We start from the raw sequence: 23,485 nt of genomic DNA on the forward strand, positions 1-23,485 counted from the left end.
GTCATCGGAGTGGTAAGTGTGAATATTGTTTAGTCCAATCTATAATCCCTTGAATCTAAAGGCTCATTTTAGGATATGTAAGGTATAAATGCTTCGAATATGATACGATGAGAGATATTGGAAATGCGAGGAGGAGGACATTTAACGATGGAAAAAATACGTACACGCGATGAAGTAAGCCAAGAGACTACCTGGGACTTGCGAGACTTGTTTGGGACTGACGCTGAGTGGGAGCAGGAGCTTAGATCATTACCTGAGGCCGCTGCCCATATCGAAACATTCAAAGGACATCTGGGCGAAGGCGCCGAGCATTTACTCGCTTGTCTGGATGCCCGAGAAGCTTTGCAGGAACGCATTAGCAAAACGGCTTCGTATGCCCGGCTGAAACAGTCGGAGGATAGTACCAATCCCGCGAATATTGAGAATTCAGCCAAGGCGGGAGACATTTTATCGAATTTGTCGTCGTCCTTGTCTTTTGTGAATTCCGAGATCTTGGATCTTCCCGATGGAACGATTAAACGTTATATTGAAGAACTTCCGGGTTTGCAGCCGTATGCTCGCAGCTTGGATCGTCTAATACAGGAAAAGGCACATCGTCTTTCGCCCGAAACGGAGAAGGTACTGGCTTCCCTTGGGGAAGTACTGGATTCGCCATACCGGATCTATCTGCGCGGTAAACTGGCAGACATGACGTTTGACGATGCGCTTGATGGTGATGACAATAACCGCCCGCTGTCCTGGTCATTCTATGAGAACAATTATGAAATGTCATCGGATACGAAGTTGCGCCGCTCTGCCTATGCCGCATTCAGCTCCAAGCTGAATGATTACAAAAATACGTTTGCTGAAGGTTACGCCACCGAAGTGAAGAAGCAGGTCGTCTTGTCCAGGCTGCGTGGATACGATGATGTTACGGATATGCTGCTCAGTCCACAGCAGGTAAGCAGAGAGATGTACGACAATGTACTGGATATCATCCAGCAGGAACTCGCCCCTCACATGCGCAGACTGGCCGCGCTCAAGAAACGTGAGTTGGGACTGGACAAACTGATGTTCTGCGATCTGAAGGCACCACTGGACCCTGAATTCAGTCCTGCCATTACATACGAGGAGGCCTGCACGCTCATCCGTGAAGCTCTTGCCGTGATGGGGCCTGAATATGGCGATATTGTGGAACGTGCATTCAGTGAGCGCTGGGTAGATTATGCTGATAATGCAGGCAAATCGACAGGAGCTTTCTGCTCGTCCATCTACGGTTCCCATTCCTATATCTTGATCTCCTGGGCAAATAATATGCGCGGTGCGTTCACACTTGCCCATGAAGTGGGGCATGCCGGACATTTCATGCTTGCCGGGCATTATCAACGGCTTACGAATACAAGACCATCCCTCTATTTCATAGAGGCGCCTTCCACGATGAATGAAATGCTGCTGGCAGATCATTTGTTGAAACGTTCTGATAACCCGAGAATGCGTCGTTGGGTCATTTTGCAATTGCTCAATACGTATTACCATAACTTTGTTACACATCTGCTTGAAGGTGAATTGCAGCGTCAGGTGTATGCACTCGCAACCAAGGATGAACCGATTACGGCGAAGACGTTAAGTCAGCTGAAAGGAAATATCCTCTCCGAGTTCTGGGGGCCTGATCTGGTGATCGACGAAGGGGCCAAGCTGACCTGGATGAGACAGCCTCATTATTATATGGGATTATATCCATATACCTATGCAGCAGGTCTGACGGCATCTACCGCCGCTGCACAGCTAATTCGGGAAGAGGGACAGCCTGCCGTAGATCGCTGGCTTGACGCATTGAAAGCGGGAGGAAGTCTTGACCCGCAAGAGCTGATGAAGCTTGCGGGTGTGGACATGTCTGGACCTGAGCCGATTCGTGCTGCTGTCGCCTATGTTGGCACTCTTGTTGATGAACTTGAACGTCTGTATTCGTAATCAGGTTCATATAGTATACGGACAAGGCTTGTAGGGTTGTCTGCGTGCACCGTCTCCTTGGCAGGGGGCGGTGCATCTTAATTTGCAGGGAGAAGGGAACGATGATGAATGACGTCATTGAGCATATCTTCATCGCTGGGCTGGTTAAGCATGGACGGCTTCGGTATTTTTGATGACATGAATGATGTTCCGGGATTTGAGGGCAATCAGGGAGGTTTTTTTTCAGGAATCAATGAGTTCACTACGATGAGCACGTTTGGTTCGATTTTTATTGGCGGCATATTTCTCATTATTGCAGGTGTTATTGTCTATGCCATTATCTCAGGGGTGAGCACATGGTCATCGAACAATGCTTCAGCACTGTTAACCTTGCATTCAACGATTGTGGCAAAGCGCACAGAAGTCACAGGTGGGAGCGGGGACAGCAGTGCATCAACCTGGTATTATGCCACGTTTGAATTGGATAATGGGGACCGTGTGGAGTTAAATGTTGGTGGCAGAAATTACGGGATGTTTGTGGAAAATGACCGAGGCATGCTGACGTATCAAGGGACAAGGTTCAAGCATTTTGAAAGAGATGTACAGCCTCAGTCTGGTGCGAGCAATAACAGCTTTTATACGTAAAATAACAGGAAAGCGGCTCCTCCCGAGTGGAGAGAGTCGTTTTTGGTATGGGGAAAGATACGAATCACAGGGTATTCAAACGCTTACATTGGTGATATACTCATTAAATAAAGCTAAACAGTACTAAACAAAAATAAACAAACAATAAAGTGAAGAATAAAGTACAGAGTAGTGATGAATAAAATCAAGTCATGTTCGAGCGCGAAACAAAGTATGGGATGAAAGGCTGGTGAAGAGTGGTGAGTGTGCTGGCGTATGATTTGGGTGCTGGAAGCGGGAGAGCACTGCTGGGTCATCTGAATGATCGGGGAATGGAAACGATGGAGATTCATCGGTTCAAGAATGAACCGGTAAAAGCGGGGGAGCGGCTGCACTGGGATATATTGAGGCTGCACCATGAATTGCTGGAAGGGCTGTACCTTGTTAAACAAAAGGGAGAGCAGCCTGAAAGTCTGGGAATTGATTCCTGGGCGGTTGATTTTGGACTGCTTGGGAGTCATGGTGAATTATTGGGCAATCCGTATCATTACCGTGATGCACAGTTTAACGGCATGATGGATCAGCTGCGTAAGGAATTGACCTCTAAGCGGATTTTCGAACGCACGGGCATCCAGTTCCTTAGCTTTAACACACTGTACCAGCTGGCAACACTTAAGCGAAGTGGCTCCCCACTGATTAACGAAGCGGAGCGTTTCCTCATGATCCCCGATCTGCTTCGTTACTTTCTGACTGGTGAAGCGGTGAATGAGTTTACCAACGCCACCACAACGCAGCTCTATAATCCAACCATAGGCTATTGGGACGCTGAACTGCTCGCACATATCGGCATTTCGGAGACGTTGTTTGGAGAAGCAGTCATGCCAGGTACTCGTGTGGGACAGCTGCGCAGCAGCATTTGCAGTGATCTTGGCCTGTCTGCCATCCCGGTTATCGCGGTTGCCGAACATGATACAGGTTCAGCGGTCGTCGCTGTTCCGGCAACCGAGCGTTCATTTGCTTACCTGAGCTGTGGAACCTGGTCGCTTATGGGCACGGAGATTGACCATCCTGCCATTAGTTCCGAGAGTTTGGCGCTCAATTTTACGAATGAGGGCGGTGCAGGAGGCACATTCCGTTTGCTCAAGAACATCATGGGCCTGTGGGTTTTGCAGGAATGCATGCGCGAATGGGAACGGAAAGGACAGGGAATCAGCTATGCGGAGTTACTGAGCAGGGCTGAACTTGCACCTCCGTTTACAAGCCTGTTTGATCCCGATGATGAACGGTTTATGGCAGCAGGGGATATGACCTCTCGTATACAACAGTATTGCCGTGATACAGGTCAGGATGAACCGCAAGATCAGGGAGCCATTGCCCGTTCCATTCTGGAGAGCCTTGCACTGAAGTATCGAAGAGTGCTGGAGTGGACGGAACAACTGTCCAGACAATCTTTTAATGGCTTGCATATGGTTGGTGGTGGCATCCAGAATCGCTTGTTGTGTCAGTGGACTGCCAATTCTATTGGCAAACCCGTATGGGCGGGTCCGGCAGAAGGCAGTGCGATCGGAAACATGGCTGTACAGTGGATGGCAAGTGGAGCCTTTAAAGATATATGGGAAGCCCGCAGGGTCATCCGCGATTCATTCCCGGTTACCGATTATGAGCCAAAGGACAGAACGATCTGGGAAGAAGCATACGGCAGATTTCTAAGATTGAGCGCATCATCGGAATCGCAAGCAAGAAGCGAGGTGTAACATGCTGGCAGCAGAACGCTATGACCGGATTGTCGAGATGGTTAATGTGAAAGGGAGTATACGTGTATCCGAGCTTAGTGAGCACTGCCGGGTAACAGAAGAGACCATTCGGCGTGATCTGGACCGTCTGGAGCAAGCAGGACGACTGCGTCGTTCCCATGGAGGCGCTGTCAGCGTAAAGGAAGAGCAGCCGGAGATCCCTTACCGGGTAAGGGAAACAACACATGCAGAGGAAAAGAAAAGAATCGCTCACTCGGCCCTCTCCATAATTCGCCCGGGTGATCGAATTTTACTGGATGCCAGCACGACAGCAGGATACATGGCGGCCAATATGCCGGATATGCCACTAACCGTATTAACCAACTCCATACAGGTAGCCACCGAATTGAGCAGCAGGGACAAGATTGAAGTCATCTCGACTGGAGGCCAGCTGGCCCAACGGTCTCTGTCTTTTGTTGGACCGCTCGCTGAACGTTCTCTGGAAACATACCATGTCGATAAATTGTTCCTGTCTTGTAAAGGTGTGCACCTGGAAGGCGGCATCAGTGAATCCAATGAGCTTCAAGCCCGGTTGAAGCAGAAAATGGTCGGCATATCCGACCAGGTTATTTTGCTTGCCGATACGAGCAAGTTTGGGGTTCGTGCATTTGCCCGGGTAACCGGGTTAGATGCGGTCCATGAGGTGATTACGGATCAGTCGCTTGACGATGATTTGATAGAACGTTTGAACGGCTATGATATCAAGATCACAAGGGTCTAAAATAACCCGTTATTCGATACTTATATGCGTTATAACCACAATTCATCAGTTATAGGAGCGTGTAATCATGAAGGTCTCCTTATTCATTACCTGCCTCAGTGATGCCATGTATCCCCGTGTGGGGGAGGCGATGGTGAGATTGCTCGCCGCGCATGGCGTTCGGTTGGATTTCCCGTCCGTGCAGACCTGCTGCGGTCAGCCTTCCTACAACAGCGGGTATTGGGATGAGACACGGGTAGCTGCCAAAACGATTCTGGAAGCCTTTGATGACAGTGATTTTGTCGTCTGTCCCTCGGGCTCCTGTACGTACATGATTCATCATTATCCCGAACTGTTTGCCAATGAACCTGTATGGCTGGAGAAGGCTAAACGCTTGGAAGCCAAAGCCTACGAATTTACTCAGTTTCTCGTTCAGGTGCTTGGGATCACAGATTTGGGTGCCCATTTTCCGCATAAGGTTACATATCACCCCTCCTGTCATGGCAGCCGTTTGTTAGGCGTAAAGGATGAGCCTATGGCATTACTGTCTGCTGTAAAAGGTTTGGAATTTGTTCCCCTTCCTTTCGGAGAGGACTGCTGCGGCTTTGGCGGAACATTTGCTATCAAAATGGCGGATATTTCCGGTGCCATGGTCACGGAGAAAGTGGATCATATCAAAGAAACGGAAGCCGAAGTGTTGGTGGGCCTGGATATGGCCTGTCTAATGAATATTTCGGGCAATCTGCGGTATCGGAATGAACCGGTGCGTGTAATGCATTTGGCCGAACTGCTGTATGAGGGGGTGCAAACAGGATGAGTCAGCCCGGTACAATGGATGTTACCGTCAAAGAACGTGCAGAACTGGCGTTGAATGATGATTTCCTGCGCAAAGCCGTCAAATTTACGACAGAGCGATTGCGTAATGGCAAGAAGTCCGCATCCGAAGAACATGGCAACTGGGAAGAATGGCGTGAACGTGGACGTCAGATTCGTCTGCATACGATCGCATATCTGGATTATTACCTGAATGAATTCGTCAATAATGCACGTGCCAATGGGGTTCATATTCATTTTGCCGATACTTCGGTGGAGGCAGCGGCGATTGCACTGGATATTGCGACTCACAAGCAGGCTTCCACCGTGGTCAAATCCAAGTCCATGGTGTCCGAGGAAGTGCATCTCAACCATGTATTAGAGTCCGCAGGCATTGAAGCGATAGAGACCGATCTGGGTGAATACATCATTCAATTGGCAGGTGAAGCTCCATCTCATATCGTCATTCCGGCTATTCACAAAAACCGTTACCAGATTGCGGACCTGTTGTCCAAGGAAGCGGGTGAAATTCTGGAACCGGACACCACCGTACTTGCCGGATTTGTACGCAAAAAGCTGCGCGAGAAGTTTCTTGAAGCCGATATTGGGATGACAGGCTGCAATTTTGCGATTGCGGAGACGGGTTCGATGGTCCTATTTGAAAATGAAGGCAATGCCCGCATGGTATCCACCGTGCCAAAAACACAGATTACCTTAATGGGCATGGAACGCATCATTCCATCCTGGACGGATCTCGAGGTAATGGCAACCCTGTTGCCACGCTCTGCGACAGGTCAAAAATTGACGATGTATATGTCAGGCATAACCGGCCCTCGACGAACAGAAGATGGGGACGGACCAGATGAAATGCACATTATTATCGTCGATAATGGACGCTCACTTCAGTTGGGTGATCCCGAATTCCAGGAGCTGTTGAACTGTATTCGCTGCGGGGCCTGCCTGAACGCTTGTCCGGTGTATCGTCATATCGGCGGGCATGCTTACGGTGGAACGTACAGTGGACCGATCGGAGCAGTACTTACACCTGCACTGAATGGCAATATCGATGAATGGAACGACATCGCGGGTGCTTCCAGTCTGTGCGGAGCCTGTTACGAAGCCTGTCCGGTCAAAATTCCGCTGCATGATATGCTCGTATATTTACGCAGACGCAAGGTGGAAGAGGGCCATGGCAATAAGCTTGAAAGTGCTGGCATGAAAGGTTTTGCAGCGGTTGTAAGCAATTCTAAACGCTTCGGCGCGGCTATTCGTCTCGGACAGATTGGCCAGAAAGCCGTTGTACGCAATAACGGAATTTCACTCAAACTTGGGCCTCTTAAGGGCTGGAACAGCTATCGGGTTGCGCCAAGCCTGGCGAAGCGCTCCTTCCGGCAGCAATGGAACAAGCTGGATCAGGAGCTGAATCGGGAGAAGATAGAGATGGATTCCTCCGTGCGGAACCGAATGGAACAGATTCTTCGTGAACGCGAGGGAGGTGGTCAACATGAACACTGAACATCAGGAATGGCTGGAGCAATTGGAGAAGAAGTCTCGTGCGAAGCAGGAACACTTTATGAATGATATTGCATCCAAATTGAGAAGACCACGCCAGAGGCATGCTCCGACCCAACCTTTTCGCGGTGCACCCGGGTTCTGGACGGACCTGGAGTGGGATATAGATAAGCGCATACAGGCATTCACCGATAATTTTGTGAGTGTAGGGGCTCATATTGCGCGGGTAAGAGATATTGGCGAAGCCGCGGACTTCATCGCTACTAAATCTCATGAATTAAGTGCGAAATATATCATACGTCAGAATGAACAGGCGCTGATGGAGCTTGGATTGGAAAAGCAGCTCCCGGATGTGCAGATTTCAGTGTGGAACAGTCAGGCAGACGAAAACTGGAAGGCGAGGGCAGCTGAGGCAGACATCGGTGTAGTGATGGCGGATTATGCTACAGCATATACGGGTTCTGTCACAGTGCTTTCTTCGCCGGAGAAGGGGCGTTCCGTTAGTTTATTGCCCACTGTACTCATCATTATTATTCCAATCGAACGGCTGTACACCAGACTTGGTGAAACGCTTAATCGCTTCGATGAAGCGGGAAGAGAGAATCTTCCGGCAGGCATTCATTTTATTTCCGGTCCCAGTCGTTCTTCCGACATTGAAAATGATCTGACCATTGGGGTACATGGACCGGGCATTGTATATGGCCTTATTATGGGGTAACCACTTTCTGGAAATTAGCATTAATATCGCTCTTACTAACTGTCCATGAAGCAGCTTCTGTCTGCTGAGGGCAGTTTTTTGTTGCATTCCTGTATTTTTATTATATAGACATATCCTATAAATATAATATTAATTATATATTTAACCTATTAAGAGGATAAGTGTATAATCCATTTCAAGAGAAGGTTTATGTGAGAACCGACCAAGGAGGCGTTATGAATGAGTATATTTTCTTATCAGGTTCCATTCATGGATGGACACACGGGCGACTTATCTGCTTATGAGAGCAAAGTACTACTTATTGTGAATACAGCGAGCAAGTGCAGTTACTCTCGACAATTCACCGAGCTTCAGCAACTGTACGAACAGTACTGTGTTCAAGGGCTGGAGATTCTGGCATTTCCCTGTAATCAGTTTAATCACAAGGAGCCGGGGAGCAATGATGAAGTAGCTCAGTATTGCAGAAATCATTTTCATATATCCTTTCCGATGTTTGAGAAGATTGAGGTCAGCGGGCAATCGATGCACCCTTTGTTTCGCTATCTGGTCGAGATTGCCCCATTTAAGGGTTATGATATGGCATCGGAAGAAGGTCGATGGATGGATCAATTTGTCAAGGAGAGACATCCCGACTTATACCGGGGAAACGGGATCAAATGGAATTTCACCAAATTTTTAATTGATCGAACCGGGGAAGTGAGTGGCCGCTATGAGACTACGGTTGCGCCGTTAGAGATGGAGTCTGCGATTAAGGATCTGCTGATGAGGTCCTAGATTTTACGATTTATTTCGAGAATGAAGCAGCTCATTAAGTTCTAAAAACTCAATATGGTTGGGCCAAGAGGGGCCAAAATTTTCCGGATCAATCTAATGGCTACCCATTGGTCCTACGACTTTGAGACTGTTGAAGATTGAGACTGGAAATGTTAGGGTAAAAGAAAGATAACGAAGGAACCCATTTTTTTTATTCTAAAATGACCAATAAACCATTTCGGTCAGTTGGTTCCAACTGTCATTTTTAAGTTATCTGGATGAAATATGAAAATGTGCAGAAAATGAAGTCATGTCTATTGTTCTGAAGTCGTAGTTGAACGAAGGTATTATTTTTTTGTAGAACGTATTACTTGGAAGAGGAGTGAGTATCATGGCGCAAATTTCAGTTCCCCAACCCAAAACGTTTGGGCCTTTAGGAAACTTACCGCAGATAAATACCGATGAGCCTGTACAATCCCTGGTGAAACTCGCTGAAGAGTACGGACCCATTTTTCGAATGGAGTATCCGACACGAAGCGAACTGTATATCTCAGGTCACAACCTGGTAGCCGAGGTAAGCGACGAGTCCAAATTCGATAAACGTGTATGGGCACCGCTGGAGAAGGTTCGTGCATTTGCCGGAGATGGCCTGTTTACGAGTTGGACTCAAGAACCGAATTGGAAAAAAGCTCATAATGTGCTGCTGCCAAGCTTTAGCCAACGTGCGATGCAGGGATATCATAACAAAATGATTGATCTCGCTGTACAGCTCGTGCAGAAGTGGTCCAGATTGAACCCGGATGAGACGGTTAACGTACCGGATGATATGACTCGTCTCACCTTGGATACGATTGGACTGTGTGGATTCAATTATCGGTTTAACAGCTTTTACCGGGAAGAACCGCATCCGTTCATTACGAGCATGGTTCGAGCACTGGACGAATCGATGAGTTCGTTGCAGCGTTTGCGTCTGCAGGACAAGCTGATGATCACCAAAAAGAAACAGTTTGAGCAGGATATCCGTTCGATGTTCTCTCTGGTGGATCATATTATTGCGGAGCGCAAGCAGCAGCCTCAGGAAGGGGCAGACGATCTGTTGTCCCATATGCTCAGTGGCAAGGACCCGGAAACCGGGGAAACGCTGGACGATGAAAATATTCGATACCAGATCATCACCTTCCTGATTGCCGGACACGAGACGACGAGTGGCTTGTTGTCCTTTGCCATCTATTATTTAATGAAAAATCCGGATACACTCGCCAAGGCTCAGGCTGAAGCAGATCAGATTCTGAAAGATCCGGTTCCGACATACAATCAGGTTCGCAATCTGAAATATGTTCGCATGGTTTTGAATGAAGCTTTGCGGTTGTGGCCTACAGCTCCTGCATTCTCCTTATATGCCAAGAAAGACCTTGTTCTGGACGGGAAATATCCTTTGCAAAAAGGGGACAGTGTCAGTGTGCTCATTCCCAAGCTGCACCGGGACCGCGATGCGTGGGGTGACGATGTGGAAGCATTCCGGCCGGAACGGTTCGAAGATCCGAGCAAGGTGCCACATGATGCCTACAAACCGTTTGGGAATGGTCAGCGTGCCTGCATTGGTCAGCAGTTCGCCCTTCAGGAAGCCACACTTGTGCTGGGCATGGTCCTGAAGCATTTTGAACTCATCGATCATGCGGACTATCAGTTGAAAGTGAAAGAAACGTTGACACTCAAACCCGACAACTTCACAATACGTGTTCGTGCTCGTGGGGGTCAGCCGGTCATGGCTGTTCCGGGTGTTGCCATGGAGGAGCCGACTCCGGTTGCCAAAAGACAAGAACCGGATACAGCCAATGCCCATCACACCCCAATGCTAGTCCTGTATGGATCCAATCTAGGGACGGCGGAAGGCATTGCGCGTGAAATCGCAGATACCGCCAGATATCAGGGCTTCCGCAGTGAGGTGGCTACCCTGGATGATCGAGTAGGTAAATTGCCCAAGGAAGGCGCCGTCATCATTGTGAGTGCATCCTACAATGGTCAACCGCCAAGCAATGCCAAGGATTTCGTCGAATGGATTGAACATGCGGATGCAGGGGAATTCAAAGGCGTGCGGTTCTCTGTTCTTGGATGTGGGGACCACAACTGGGCCAGTACGTACCAGCGCATTCCGCGGTTGATTGATGAGCAGTTGTCTTCCAAAGGGGCAGAACGGTTATCACCCATCGGAGAAAGTGATGCCAGCGGGGACTTTGAGAAACAGGTTGGAGACTGGACCGAGCAATTATGGCCGGATCTGGCACGAACGCTGGGACTCAAGTTAAATACAAGTTCAGGTAGCGAACGCAGCTCCTTGTCTGTACAGTTTGTCAGCGGACTGGCGGTAACACCGCTCGCAGATACGTATGATGCACACGTTGCCGAAGTGCTTGAGAATCGGGAACTTCACGATGCAGGCAGCGAACGAAGCACACGACATCTGGAGATTAAACTGCCTGAAGGCGCCACATATAAGGAAGGCGATCACTTGGGCATTTTGCCACAAAACCCGCCTGAGCTCGTAGAACGTGTACTGAAACGATATGGATTCACGGGTACGGAACATCTCGTTTTGGATGCTTCCGGTCGCAGCGCTGCTCATCTGCCATTGCACCAACCGGTTAATTTGGTTGATCTGCTGAGTCACAGTGTGGAGCTTCAGGAAGCGGCAACTCGGGCCCAACTGAGAGAACTGGCGGCGTACACGGTGTGCCCTCCGCATAAGAAGGAGCTCGAAGAACTTCTTGATGAATCTGTATACATGGAAGAAGTGCGTAAGAAACGCATATCCATGCTGAATTATTTGGTCAAATACGAGGCATGTGAGCTGCCTTTCGAGCGGTTCTTGGAGCTGCTGCCTTCCTTGAAAGCACGATATTACTCAATCTCCAGTTCACCGAAAGTGCAGCCTGAGCAGGCCAGCATTACCGTCAGTGTAGTGCGTGCACCAGCTTGGAGTGGTCAGGGCGAGTATAAAGGTATAGCATCCAACTATCTGGCGAACCTGAAGCCGGGTGAAGAGGTCGTTATGTTCATACGGAAGCCTGAGTCCGGGTTCGAACTGCCAGAGAAGGCAGAGGCTCCGATTATTATGGTCGGTCCGGGAACAGGTGTGGCTCCATTCCGTGGTTTCCTGCAGGCAAGACGTGTAATGAAGGAACAAGGTCAGCAGGTTGGCGAAGCCCATCTGTATTTTGGATGTCGCAACCCGGAACATGATTATCTGTATAAAAATGAACTCGAAACAGCCGAGCAAGAGGGTCTTGTTCAGCTTCATACGGCGTTTTCCCGCGTGGACGGGGAAGAGAAGTGTTACGTGCAGCATCTGATGAGAGATGATGCCCACAAGCTGATTCCTCTGCTCGAACAGGGGGGACATCTGTATGTTTGCGGCGATGGCAGCAAGATGGCACCTGATGTTGAAGCAACCCTCAAGAAAGCGTACGCTGATGTCAGCGGCAACTCCACGGAGCAAGCCGATGCTTGGTTAGAACGTTTGCAGCAGGAAGGACGATATGCCAAGGATGTGTGGACAGGCATCTGATGTGCATACATCTTGATCCCTTTAATAAGTAGGCATCTGCGCGGTGAGACACAGAAGGGTTCTGTGCTCACCGCTTTTTGCTATGGCTCAATATCCGAGCAGACCCATGCATGTATGAGTTATACTAAGGAAGAGAAACATGCATATTATGACATGAGGTTAACCCCGGTATGGATTGTTTCTCTAATCGGGCTGTTCCAGGCAGAGACAGGATTTAGCTATTTCTGGACCCCTTATTTCTTCTTTTTATTCGTTGGACGATAGATCGATTCAACCTGGGTTAAAGGAAAGAGAATACGTGAGGAGAATTTACCTTTTCCCTGGAGCTCAATGTAATCCAATCCAACACCAACAAGTCGGATATTGTTAAATGCATTTCTCGATGGGAATACCGTGCGAATGCCTACCCGTACGCCACGTCGTGCTCGTGGAATATCAAATACACGAATGGAAAACAAACTAAGTGGAACAAATAACTGCCGATTGACTTTGATAAAACTGCGCGGAAAAACTTTGCTGATTATTCCAGGTTCCAGACCGGACAATGGAGCATTCAATTCTGCCAGATGTCCCTGTAACTCGGCCAGACGCTGCTGTAGTGTTTTTCCTGTATGAAGTTGGTGCCAATTCATAAGCAATCCTCCGTTCGCCATTTATACCTACTATATGAATGGACGAGGGCAAGAGGTGAGCAATATGGCGCCCATGTTCTTTACTCATTACAATAGTACAACTTAAGATATAGGGAGTGATTCAGATGATCGTGGAAATGTATAAAGACCTCATTCGGGATGAACGTGGCAACTATTATATCGCGGTACAGATGGAGGGGGATGAGCTTACGCTTGTCAACGCCTTCGTTGAAGCATCGTTTACGCCGGAACTGATCTATAATGAAGAATTTCGGAATAAACACAAGGAGATGGATGGCAGCTTTGTGGGCAAAATTGCAATGGACCTTCTTCGGCATGACGTGGTCATGGGTTTGAAACAAATCGACCGAAAGCTGCTGGAGCTGTCGGAAGTCGAACAGAAGTACACGGTGAACTATATTGATACGATTGAATTCTATCGACACCCTGCGTGGGAACGGAAAGCGTAAACGAAAGGTTCGTTTTCTCATATAAATAAAGGGAGTCTACGGAACCGGCATCGGTTATTCATCCGTTGTGGAGAGACTCATCTCGATAACAAATCACCAAAAGCGCAAGTACAGGGGGATGTTCCCTGTCACTTGCGCTTTTGGTGTTGTACTTATTCATCGGGAATGGCTTTTTAATGTTCCTTAGAGAAGACACTTTTTTAACTCTCTATCGATAGGAAGGATAGATGATTCCGATATCTCGCTCTGTTATCAAGCTTCCGTCTGTATACCGCTGCAGCTCATTTCCTTTGATTCGAATTGGAATGGACGTACCTCGATAAACCAGTTCACCCTCAATGGTGCGCACGCTCATTCCGATGATACCTACCAAATGTCCACTGTGGTCCGTAACCAGCCGGATTCCCGCTGGACCCTCTATAAGAACGTTACCACCCTGATATACCGTTACCCGTTCTGGTGTGTTCACCAATTCAAAATGCAGCCCATTCACCGTGCGGCTATACGCCGTGTGGCCAGCAACTTCTTCGCCATGATCCATGTCGATGGGTAGAAGACCGGTAAACCACAGTTGGTCCGATTCAACCGGCAGGATGCCGCATAAACGTTCTACATAATCAAGTAGGCAAAGGATGGAGGGGGAGTAGGTTTCGGTAAAACCTTCCTCCCCGGTCCAAGGGCTTAATGCCTGCGCAAAACGCTTTGCTTTGGAAAGGGACGACAGGATAGGTTGCATCACCCAGGTCAATTCCACATACCGATGATGATATTCAAATGCATGCGGTGCACGAATCAGACTCAGGAAGTTGGACGCTCCACCCCAACTATTATAAGAAGAGAACGGATCAAACCTTGGATCATCCATCGACATGGATGTAAACGGGTACTTGGCAAAAAACTTGCTTGTATTCAGCAAATACTGGCGCAGCATGTGATCAAACATTTCCCGGTCGCCCACCTCGCAGGCCATCACACGCAGCAGCACATCAGACTGTACTCTGACGAATTCGTCATTGCGATCCCGGTCGTAGAAGAACATGTCTTCTTCGTCATAACAGTAACGGAAGAGACTGTCCAGACTGGCTTCAGCTTTTGCTTTCCACTCTGCACCAGATTTCCCGAACTCCACGGCCATACGGGATAAGTACATGCGCTGGCAATAAATATTGGCGGTTAAGTCTGGTGCCAAAAAAGGCAGAACCGGAGAATCCGGATGGTAAGACGCGGCATCATTCTTATAAGGCGTATCCGGAACATGCCAGAAACGGGGGGACAGATCATGCCCGGTATCAAAGGTGCTAAATGCCTCCACACAGCCGGTCCCTCGGGTATTGCGATACGTTGCAATCCATTCGTCGTAACGTACCATGGCTTTGTACATGGTCTTCAGAAACGAGCGATCCTTTCCATGAAGCTGGTAGTGGTTCCATACACTTCGTGCCAATGGTGTAACGAGCTGAATCTGGCGAAAGGAAGGACCGTTCTCCGTTAGCTTATAAGGCAGCAATCCATCTTCTCTCTGGTGTTGGGCAAAAGCGAGATAGGTCGTTTCCGATACAGAAGGAATCAGACGTGAAAGCAGCTCCGCATTAATGGTGCCGGTACTCTCCAGCCAGCAGCCCAGATAGATGCCACCTTCCTGAAGAATGGGCTCACTGCCATTCAGGGGCACAATACAAGTGAGTAACTTCTCCAGGGCGGAATAATAAGTCGTTTCCAGTCGTCCGCTTGATGCCGCGAATCGAACTCCCGACGCCTGCCATTCCTGTATTAACTTTCGTTCTTCCGGTTTATCTGGCTTCACATTATCGTGGATCGAGATCTGGCGCAGCTTGTTCAGCAGTGCTTCTGTCATGTCGACCTCCTTATAGCGGTTATTTATTGATTGGATTCAAAGATTCGCACGGTGCCATTATAGAAGTCAGTTACAGCTTGCTCCACACTTTTTCGGCCAAAGCCGATTTCCTGGTTGGTTGTTTGGGCCAGCTTGGAGAACTCAGCAAATCCCGGAGGATTATAGCTTACGTCGAAAGGCTCCGTTTTCGTAGCTTCAGATACAAAGCTGGTGTAATTATATACAATCTCTTCAACAGGTCCCGCTTCTTGCTGAAGCAGATTTCGGTTGGCTTCCGTCACAGGTACGCCGCGGTCGTTACCGAGAATTTTGGCTGCATCCGGATCATTAATCCAGAAATCCATCAGGATCGCGACTTCTTTTGCATGTTTGGTATTCGCATAACCAGACAATCCCTGACTAGACTCGAATACAACTCCAGTTCCCTTGGGACCTCTTGGTACAGGTAAAAGAATTAACTTGTCTTCGGTCAGACTCTGGAAAGCAGCCAGTTGATTCGAAGGAAGCAGGCTCATCGCCGCTTTGCCTGTAATAAGCAAGGATTTACTGGTGTCATCCGGTGGATTGGAAACTTGCAATTCAGGCGTAACCACACCTCCGGACTTGGAAGCCTGCTCCCAGTAGGTGAACCACTCCAGAATGTCTTCTTTTTCAAATCCGAGCGTGCCGTTCTTCATATCATATAGCTGTTTGCCGTGCTGTTTTAAAAAGATGTCCATTCCGTCAACGGTGAAATTATAAGTTCCGTAATAGCCCTTGCCGAGTTTGTCGGAAAGCTCTTTGCTGATCGCAGCATAATCATCCCAAGTCCAATCTGAGGCTGGCAGCGGAATTCCCGCTTGATCGAACAGCGCCTGATTGACGACAATACCCCGTGCATTCGCACCAGCGGAAATATGCTGCAGCTTTCCATCAAGACGGCCATACTCAACCATGGTGGTATCCATGCCGTCCAGATTCAGTTCCGAACCAACATATGGGTCCAGATTCAGAAGGACATCCTTCTTCGCGTAATCAACTACATTACCACCGAGGAAAAAAATATCCGGAGCGGTGCCTGACGCCAGCTGTGTATTTAACTTGTCGAAATATCCAGAGGAAGGTGCAAATTCACCTACAATTTTAATATTCGGATGTTTCTCCTGAAAAACCTTCAGGGCTTCATTCGTAATATCTGCTCGTTTTTGATCGCCCCACCACATCATGCGCAGTTCAACTTGCCCGCCTTCAGCGGTTCCTGTTTGCTCATCAGCACCGGTATGATCCGTTCCAGAGCAGGCAGTAACCAATAACAGAAGTGAAGCTATACTACTAATCATGAATCGTTTGAACATGATAAATCCCCCTGACGATAGATAATGAAAAGCATAATATCTGTTGTACACTTGTTGCGTCTGGATAGGTATTTTCGTAATCATTTCAGTCCAGTCGTTGCAATCCCCTCAAGAAAATAACGCTGAAATACCAGAAAGATGAGGGTCACAGGCAGCAGAGACAGCGTCGACATAGCGAGCAGCGCTCCCCAATCCGATTGTCCTGATGGATCGAACAGGGACCGTATGCCCAGCTGTACGGTAAACAGATCAATTTTGCTCAAATAGATCATCTGGCTGAAGAAGTCATCCCAGCTCCAGATGAAGGTGAAGATCGCTGTTGTAATCAGTGCAGGAACGAGAAGAGGCACTACGATTCGGAAAAAAATCTGCGATTGCCCGCAGCCGTCAATGGTTGCACTCTCATCCAGCTCCCGTGGGATACCACGGATGAATTGAACCATGAGCAGAATAAAGAAGGAATCCTGCGCCAGCCACTTGGGCAGAATGAGCGGAAAATACGTATTAATCCAATGCAGCTCGTTATACAGAATGTACTGAGGTACCAGGGTTACGTGGTAAGGGAGCATGATGGTGACCAGCATAATGCTGAACCACAGTCCTTTGAACTTGAATTTCAATCTGGAAAAGGCATAGGCTGCAAGGGAGCAGGAGATCACATTTCCTAACACACTCATGACCGAGATCAGCGCCGAGTTGCCGAAGAAGCGACCAAACGACACACCCTGTAGTCCTTTCCATCCATTCACAAAATGCTCAAAGGTGAAGCTGGTTGGAATGAGGCTGCTATTGGTGAAGATGAGATGATTCGGTTTAAACGAACTGAGAATTAACCATAACACCGGATACAACATCAGCAGACCGAAGAGGATAATGGCGGTATGCCTCCCGGCTTGAACCAATCGTCGCTTTAATGGCATGTGCATTATCTCCCTTCCTGATTGTCGCTGTAGAATACCCAGAATTTTGAGGTGAGAAAGACGATTGCAGTGAATACCCCGATAATGACCAGCATGATCCACGCCAGGGCAGAAGCGTAACCCATATCAAAGAACGAAAAGCCTTTCAGATACAAATACAAGGTATAGAACATCGTTGCGTCGAGCGGGCCTCCCCGTCCATCCCCGATAACATAAGCGGGTGTAAAGGCTTGAAACGAATTGATCATGCTCATGATCAGGTTGAAAAAAATAACAGGGGAGAGCATCGGGAGTGTGATGCCGAAGAACTGGCGTATCTTTCCGGCCCCGTCTACGTCCGAAGCTTCATATAAATCGGCTGGAATTTGCTTCAGGCCGGCAAGGAAAATAACCATGGCCGAACCGAACTGCCATACAGAGAGCGTGACGATCGTATAGACCACGTAATCGGGATGGGCAATCCAGGCGGGGCCGGTGATCCCGAACCAGCTTAGGAACTGATTGACCAAGCCACTTCCCTCGAAAATCTGGCGCCAGACGATCGCAATGGCCACACTGCCGCCCAATAGGGAAGGAATGTAATACACGGTCCGGTATAAGCCGAGCCCCCGAATTCCTTTGTTCAGCGCCATCGCTACCAGCAGGGCAAAGGCAAGTCTTAGCGGAACGGATAGAAATACATAATAGAACGTTAGCCCCAAAGATCTGCGAAAGGTATCGTCTTCGGTAAAGATCTGGACATAGTTGCTGAGCCCCGTCCACGTGGGGGATGACAGCAAATTAAATTTCGTCAAGGACAGGTAGAGTGACGCAACCATAGGTCCCAGTGTCAGACAGAAGAGTCCGATGAGCCAGGGCAGCAGAAACAAATAGGCTGTCATATTCTGCTGGCCGTATAACGGCTTGGACAGCTTTTTCATCATAGGCCTCCCTTCAGCATGGATGTGATTCATGATCACCTCAGAATTGAATCCGCTTACAATGCTGGCGGCGATTCTCTTGGTAAATTCATCATACCGGGGAGGGCGGAAAGCTGGAATCTCATTTCTTCGGATCATCATTATCATTTTTTTCGGAATGCAGTAATCGATAGTCCGAGGGACTCATATGGAACATTTTTTTGAACTTTGAACTGAAATAGCTTGGCGAACGGAAGCCTGTCAGTTCTGTAACATCCCAGACATTTAATTGGGTTTCCTTCAGTAGACGAAGAGCATGTTTCATTCGAACTTCGGTCACATATTGAATAAAAGAGATACCGGCAGCTTCTTTGAACATCTCCGAAAAATAGGTTGGGTAGTAGTTATATTGCTCCGCTAACGAAGTTAATGTCAGTTCCAGCATGTAATTTTCCTCGATATATCGCTTGGCCGATTCAATGACCGTAGCTTCTCCAACCTCGGATGGCTGCTGTTGATTCACGAAATCCTCTGCCCAATGCATCAGCAGCAGTTCTGCCTGGTCTGGAGTCTTTAGCCAAAGCACCCATTCCGGGGAAATCCACGTGGATTCCTGTTCGAAAGGAGGCTGATTAAATTCGATAGCGATGGACTCCATCAATAATGAAATTTGAAAAAGGCTTCGGATCATACGGGAGGTGGATAGCCGAAAGGAGTCAGTAAGTTCCTTTTGAATCACGCTGCGGAAGGAATCTAGTTCTCCACGTATAAGACATCGATGCAGCATTCGGTTGGTTTCCTCAGGCAGCAATGGACTATGATCTACTACGGGCACACGATCCTGTGCACCTTTGCGTCCAGCAGAGTTCCATGCCAAGAGGGAATGAATATAGCCATCTTTCCAGCGCTCAAGCCCTGATACGGGCAATCCTAATCCAACCTGTACGTCCATCGTAATGACGGAGCGTGTCTGCGCTGTGATTTGCTGAGCAAATTCGTGCTGAATACCGTCCAATGTAATGAAATGCATAATCCCGGGGTGTGCTCCGTCATGGAACACTTGAACGTTATCTGGATAGGACTGGGCCAGTTCGTGACAAAGCAGCTCAAAGGCAAGATGGAGCTTTTCGGGAACACGCTCCACCGAGGCAGTCTTTATATCGGAGTCTCGCATGCCGGCGGTGATGAAACAGACGCTGTGATCCTGCCAGGATTCCAGATGAAACAGCCGCATCCGCTCTGGCAATGAAGATGGAGGGAGGCGATGACCCCGAACGAGATCTAGCAGGAAACGTTGCTTCATTTCTTTGTAATACTGGGAGAGACGCCATTGCATCATTTCCGAATCGCCGTGTACCTTTTTCTTGTTATCCAACGTCTCTTTGATTTTGTATAATGTGGTTTTCAGTTCATCCCGGGTTACAGGCTTCAGCAAATAATCCATGGCCTGGCTGCGCACACCTGCTCTGGCATAGTGGAAATCCTCATATCCTGTGATGATCATAATCTGAATGGAAGGATTATGACTTCGGCAAATGTCCAACAATTGCACGCCGTCCATCACAGGCATGTTCATATCTGTAATTAACAAGTCAAAATGTTCAGCTTTCAGAAGCTCTTCTGCTTCGATGCCGTTTGCCGCTTCACCTGAGATGGAAAAACCCATGCCTTGCCAATCCACTTTCAATATTAACCCTTCGCGGACCTCAAGCTCGTCATCTGCGATCAATACGTTGTACATCATATTCCTCCTGTACGGGTAGAATCAGTTCAATACATGTGCCGTAATGTTCTCCGTTTTTGATCTGAATTGCAAACAGGGTGCCGTAATGCAAGCGGCAGCGTGCAACCACATTTCCGAGTCCGATGTGCCAGCTTTGGCTTCGCAATAGGGGTTCCAGTTGAGAAGCTTCAACAGGATCATGGAGTTTTTGGATAATCTCGACCGGAATACCGGGTCCATTGTCTGAAATGTGGAAATGCAGGCGGTTATTCCGTCTGGAGATCCGGATGTGTATCTCGGCGGTTGTCTGGTGCTGAAAGCTGTATTTGACGGCATTCTCAACAAGTGGCTGAAGGATAAATTTGATGATGACCAGGGAATCCAGCTTAACTTCCTGTGTCAAAGTAATGTCCAGCTTATGACCGAAACGGGTTTGCAGAATGGAGATATAGTGGCGGATATAAGCCAGCTCCTCTGCAAGCTGTACCCTGTCGTCACTTGTATTCATGGAGAAGCGCATCATTTTGCCCAGATCCTCAATAACCTGAACCGTATCATCTGTTCGGCGCTGCATGGCAAGACTGCTTACCAGTTCCAACGTGTTAAACATAAAATGGGGATTAATCTGCATGAGCAGCGCTTTATACTCCGCTTGTTGACGGAGCAGCTTCAACTCGAACTCGTTCTGGATATGCTGACGCAATCGGCTGATCATATAGCGGAAAGTGGAGATGACATAACTGACTTCGCTTTTTACGTTTTTGTCCGGGGGCAGAAGGGACTCTGCCTGATCGAATGCACCGCGCTGTACCTGTCTCATGGCCAGTACCAGTCGAGTTAAAGGTTTGGTCACGCCATAAGAGAGCCATGCAGCAGCAAACAAAGAGACGATAATTAGAACAATGGTGACCACCAGAATGGTACTCTGAAGCTTGTGAAGAGAGGAATACAGCTCTTTTTCCGGTGCCAGACCAGCCAGCATCCAGCCGGTACGCCCCAGCTTTTTGTATACCAGAATGTCACGCTGTCCTTCCTCGTTGTTCAGATATACCACACCCGATTTGAGCGAGTTGTTCCGAATTTGATCGATTTCCGCTAAAGCTCCGACGCCAAGCTGATTTGTCTGCTGTGAGAGAATAGGGTTTCCTTGTTCACCCAGCAGAAAGATAGTGCTGCTCTCGGCCAGATGGATTCGGTTAAGAGGTTCCAGAAAGTAAGATTCGCTGACATTAATTTTCATCACATTCTGGGCTGTAGCATGGTGAAAGGTCCCAATGGGCATCAGCAGACTAACCACCGGGTTGCCATGATCCCTAATGTTTTCATGTTGATCGGTATGTGCAGGCAGCCAGTGATTCCCTGAGATGAAGAAATTTTTGTACCATGATTCTTGCAAAAAGAGAGGGTCGGTCGCTACTTGATTCTCACTGCCAATCCGCAGCCCATTCCGTCGATAGATGGATACATCGGAGATACTGGTGTAACTGTTCGTAGCCTGGGTCAGAAAACGGCTCATCGCCAGATTGACAAGCATCTTTTCCCCTTCAGGTAGGTCGGGGTCACTCATTGCGTTATCCCAGTTCTTGGCGGTATCGCTGTTGAAGACAAGAGAGGCCACATCATAGATCTGCATTTGAACCATATCGACATAAGAACCGTATTCCTCCATCTTCTCCAGAGCAGAGGATTCAATATAGGAGCGGATCACGGTACGCGACTCCTTGAAGAGCAGGAAGGAGAGCGTGCCAAAACAGAGGACGAAGAGCACAACGATAAAGGCGATCAGGCGACTTTTTAATGAGAAAAACATAGAGTCCTCCTTACGTAAATAGACTTCAGGGCCGACGTCAAATGTGAAAAAAGACTGCGTAATATACGCAGCCTTGGATGGGAATGTGGTTGGAGCGGCCTTGTGTTCCTAGAAACGAACCAGATTGTTGATGCGAACAGGCAAGCCAGTTGCGATGGCGCGATTGGCTGCAATTCCGGTGAGGATGGATCTCGCTCCATCCAATTGGTTGGCAGCACGGTGGTATGGATCTTCCGTAGGCTCTCCGAACAGATCATTCAGGAGAACCGGATCGCCTCCGCCATGGCCGCCTTCTTTTTCCTCAACCTGAACCTCATACGGAGCATCGAACATGGGAAGTACTCGCAGTGTTTTCCCAATCAACGCACCTTCGAGATTTTTATCACCGAGCGAATTAACATAGGATTGTTCCACAATGTTCATCTCAATCCGACCTTTGGTACCGTTAATGGCGATGCGATAACCTTCCCACGGCTGGTATGCAACAAGTGAATAAGTCAAAATGGCTCTGTTCTGATACTGAACGAGCACACCCATCGTATCCTCGATGTTGATGCCATCTCCGAATACGCTTTGATCCCGCTGATAGCCGTCTTCCGGCTCGGCATCCAGATACATGGCTTTGAGATGTGCATCCGAATCCAGGTGCAGGGCAAAAGGGTCCTCTTGTGCAAGCGGGTTGCCTGTTGCGCGAGTGTAAAACTGGGTCACGCCTCGTTCCTCGGCGTTCTCTCTACCATAGTACATGAGATCCCCAAAAGCGAAAACGGTCTCAGGCTGGGAACCGATCCAGAAATTGACCAAGTCGAAGTGATGGGTGGATTTGTGTACGAGCAGTCCGCCACTATTACGCTTGTCCCGGTGCCAGCGGCGGAAGTAATCGGCACCATGGCGTGTATTCAGCAGCCATTCGAAATGGACTGAAGTCACTTTCCCGATCGTGTCATTCTGAATTAGTTCCCGTATTTTGGTGTGGTGTGGTGCGTAACGGTAGTTAAAGGTGACGCGTATATTTTGTCCGGTCCGCTTGGCGGCATCAAGAATATCCTGACATTTGTGCTCATCGATGGTCATCGGCTTCTCGGTTACGACATCACAGCCAAGCTCCATTGCGCGAATGATATATTTGTGATGGGTGCGGTCGATGCTGGTAACAATTACGAAGTCTGGCTTCTCGTTCTCAATCATCTGATCGAACTGATTCGCAGGATAAGTAGGCACCTCATTGTATTTATATTTTTCCCTCAGCAGCTGATTGGCATAATTCATGCGGGTCTGGTTAATATCGCAAAAAGCTGCCAGCTCGGATGTTTCCCTGAAATTTTGGGCTAATGCTCCATAGAAAAATTCAGCACGGCCGCCTGTTCCGACCAATACGTAGCGTTTTTTGTTACTCATGTCTATCGCCTCCTTGAATATAGCTCTAGACTATAAC

At 48.4% G+C, this 23,485-nt stretch carries 18 protein-coding genes; 10 read left to right on the forward strand and 8 right to left on the reverse strand.

Features of this window, described 5'->3' with window-relative positions; all coding sequences use genetic code 11:
- Positions 1–147: 147 nt before the first annotated feature.
- The 9 genes from pepF (at position 148) to P364_RS0119770 (ending at position 12,407) form a co-directional block, all read left to right on the forward strand.
- On the forward strand, positions 148–1,950 hold the full coding sequence (gene pepF / locus P364_RS0119730) for an oligoendopeptidase F (protein ID WP_024631803.1): 1,803 nt from the start codon (positions 148–150) through the stop codon (positions 1,948–1,950).
- 108 nt (positions 1,951–2,058) lie between these two features.
- On the forward strand, positions 2,059–2,574 hold the full coding sequence (locus P364_RS0119735) for a DUF2500 domain-containing protein (protein WP_024631804.1): 516 nt from the start codon (positions 2,059–2,061) through the stop codon (positions 2,572–2,574).
- A 239-nt stretch (positions 2,575–2,813) separates the two neighbouring features.
- On the forward strand, positions 2,814–4,307 hold the full coding sequence (locus P364_RS0119740; protein WP_024631805.1) for a rhamnulokinase: 1,494 nt from the start codon (positions 2,814–2,816) through the stop codon (positions 4,305–4,307).
- Between the two features lies 1 nt (position 4,308).
- Positions 4,309–5,067, forward strand: a complete 759-nt coding sequence (locus tag P364_RS0119745; RefSeq protein WP_024631806.1) for a DeoR/GlpR family DNA-binding transcription regulator — start codon at positions 4,309–4,311, stop codon at positions 5,065–5,067.
- A 67-nt stretch (positions 5,068–5,134) separates the two neighbouring features.
- The gene (locus tag P364_RS0119750) at positions 5,135–5,863 is read left to right on the forward strand and encodes a (Fe-S)-binding protein (protein ID WP_024631807.1); all 729 of its coding nucleotides are present in this window, start codon (positions 5,135–5,137) and stop codon (positions 5,861–5,863) included.
- Positions 5,860–7,374 (forward strand): LutB/LldF family L-lactate oxidation iron-sulfur protein, encoded by a 1,515-nt coding sequence (locus tag P364_RS0119755; RefSeq protein ID WP_024631808.1) that lies wholly within the window; start codon positions 5,860–5,862, stop codon positions 7,372–7,374. Before P364_RS0119750 ends, P364_RS0119755 begins: the two co-directional genes overlap by 4 nt.
- Positions 7,364–8,089: a LutC/YkgG family protein gene (locus P364_RS0119760; protein ID WP_024631809.1), complete on the forward strand. Its 726-nt coding sequence runs from the start codon at positions 7,364–7,366 to the stop codon at positions 8,087–8,089. The genes P364_RS0119755 and P364_RS0119760 overlap by 11 nt, the downstream gene beginning before the upstream one ends.
- 219 nt (positions 8,090–8,308) lie before the next feature.
- The gene (locus P364_RS0119765; RefSeq protein ID WP_024631810.1) at positions 8,309–8,863 is read left to right on the forward strand and encodes a glutathione peroxidase; all 555 of its coding nucleotides are present in this window, start codon (positions 8,309–8,311) and stop codon (positions 8,861–8,863) included.
- Between the two features lie 370 nt (positions 8,864–9,233).
- Complete coding sequence (locus tag P364_RS0119770) at positions 9,234–12,407, forward strand: bifunctional cytochrome P450/NADPH--P450 reductase (protein WP_024631811.1); 3,174 nt, start codon at positions 9,234–9,236, stop codon at positions 12,405–12,407.
- A gap of 233 nt (positions 12,408–12,640) precedes the next feature.
- Here P364_RS0119770 and P364_RS0119775 read toward each other — a convergent pair whose 3' ends face one another.
- Positions 12,641–13,039, reverse strand: coding sequence for a hypothetical protein (locus P364_RS0119775; RefSeq protein WP_024631812.1), 399 nt, complete (start codon positions 13,037–13,039; stop codon positions 12,641–12,643).
- Between the two features lie 125 nt (positions 13,040–13,164).
- Here P364_RS0119775 and P364_RS0119780 point away from each other — a divergent pair, with 125 nt between their 5' ends.
- Positions 13,165–13,509 (forward strand): hypothetical protein, encoded by a 345-nt coding sequence (locus P364_RS0119780; protein WP_024631813.1) that lies wholly within the window; start codon positions 13,165–13,167, stop codon positions 13,507–13,509.
- 208 nt (positions 13,510–13,717) lie between these two features.
- On the opposite strand, the gene P364_RS0119785 is transcribed toward P364_RS0119780, so the two are convergent.
- The 7 genes from P364_RS0119785 to P364_RS0119815 all read right to left on the reverse strand — a co-directional run bounded on the left by P364_RS0119785 (position 13,718) and on the right by P364_RS0119815 (position 23,448).
- Entirely contained in the window at positions 13,718–15,364 is a 1,647-nt protein-coding gene (locus P364_RS0119785; RefSeq protein ID WP_024631814.1) for an MGH1-like glycoside hydrolase domain-containing protein, read from the reverse strand.
- Between the two features lie 23 nt (positions 15,365–15,387).
- Positions 15,388–16,698, reverse strand: a complete 1,311-nt coding sequence (locus P364_RS0119790) for an ABC transporter substrate-binding protein (RefSeq protein ID WP_024631815.1) — start codon at positions 16,696–16,698, stop codon at positions 15,388–15,390.
- Positions 16,699–16,778: 80 nt separating this feature from the next.
- A complete protein-coding gene (locus tag P364_RS0119795; RefSeq protein ID WP_024631816.1) occupies positions 16,779–17,618 on the reverse strand; it encodes a carbohydrate ABC transporter permease in 840 nt (279 codons plus the stop codon).
- 5 nt (positions 17,619–17,623) lie between these two features.
- On the reverse strand, positions 17,624–18,538 hold the full coding sequence (locus tag P364_RS0119800; RefSeq protein ID WP_024631817.1) for a carbohydrate ABC transporter permease: 915 nt from the start codon (positions 18,536–18,538) through the stop codon (positions 17,624–17,626).
- Positions 18,539–18,659: 121 nt separating this feature from the next.
- The gene (locus P364_RS0119805) at positions 18,660–20,261 is read right to left on the reverse strand and encodes a response regulator (protein WP_236642181.1); all 1,602 of its coding nucleotides are present in this window, start codon (positions 20,259–20,261) and stop codon (positions 18,660–18,662) included.
- Positions 20,233–22,050, reverse strand: a complete 1,818-nt coding sequence (locus P364_RS0119810) for a cache domain-containing sensor histidine kinase (protein WP_024631819.1) — start codon at positions 22,048–22,050, stop codon at positions 20,233–20,235. Before P364_RS0119810 ends, P364_RS0119805 begins: the two co-directional genes overlap by 29 nt.
- A 108-nt stretch (positions 22,051–22,158) precedes the next feature.
- Positions 22,159–23,448 (reverse strand): Gfo/Idh/MocA family oxidoreductase, encoded by a 1,290-nt coding sequence (locus tag P364_RS0119815; RefSeq protein WP_024631820.1) that lies wholly within the window; start codon positions 23,446–23,448, stop codon positions 22,159–22,161.
- Positions 23,449–23,485: the final 37 nt, after the last annotated feature.

Source organism: Paenibacillus sp. MAEPY2 (genome assembly GCF_000499205.1).
Lineage (GTDB): Bacteria > Bacillota > Bacilli > Paenibacillales > Paenibacillaceae > Paenibacillus > Paenibacillus vandeheii.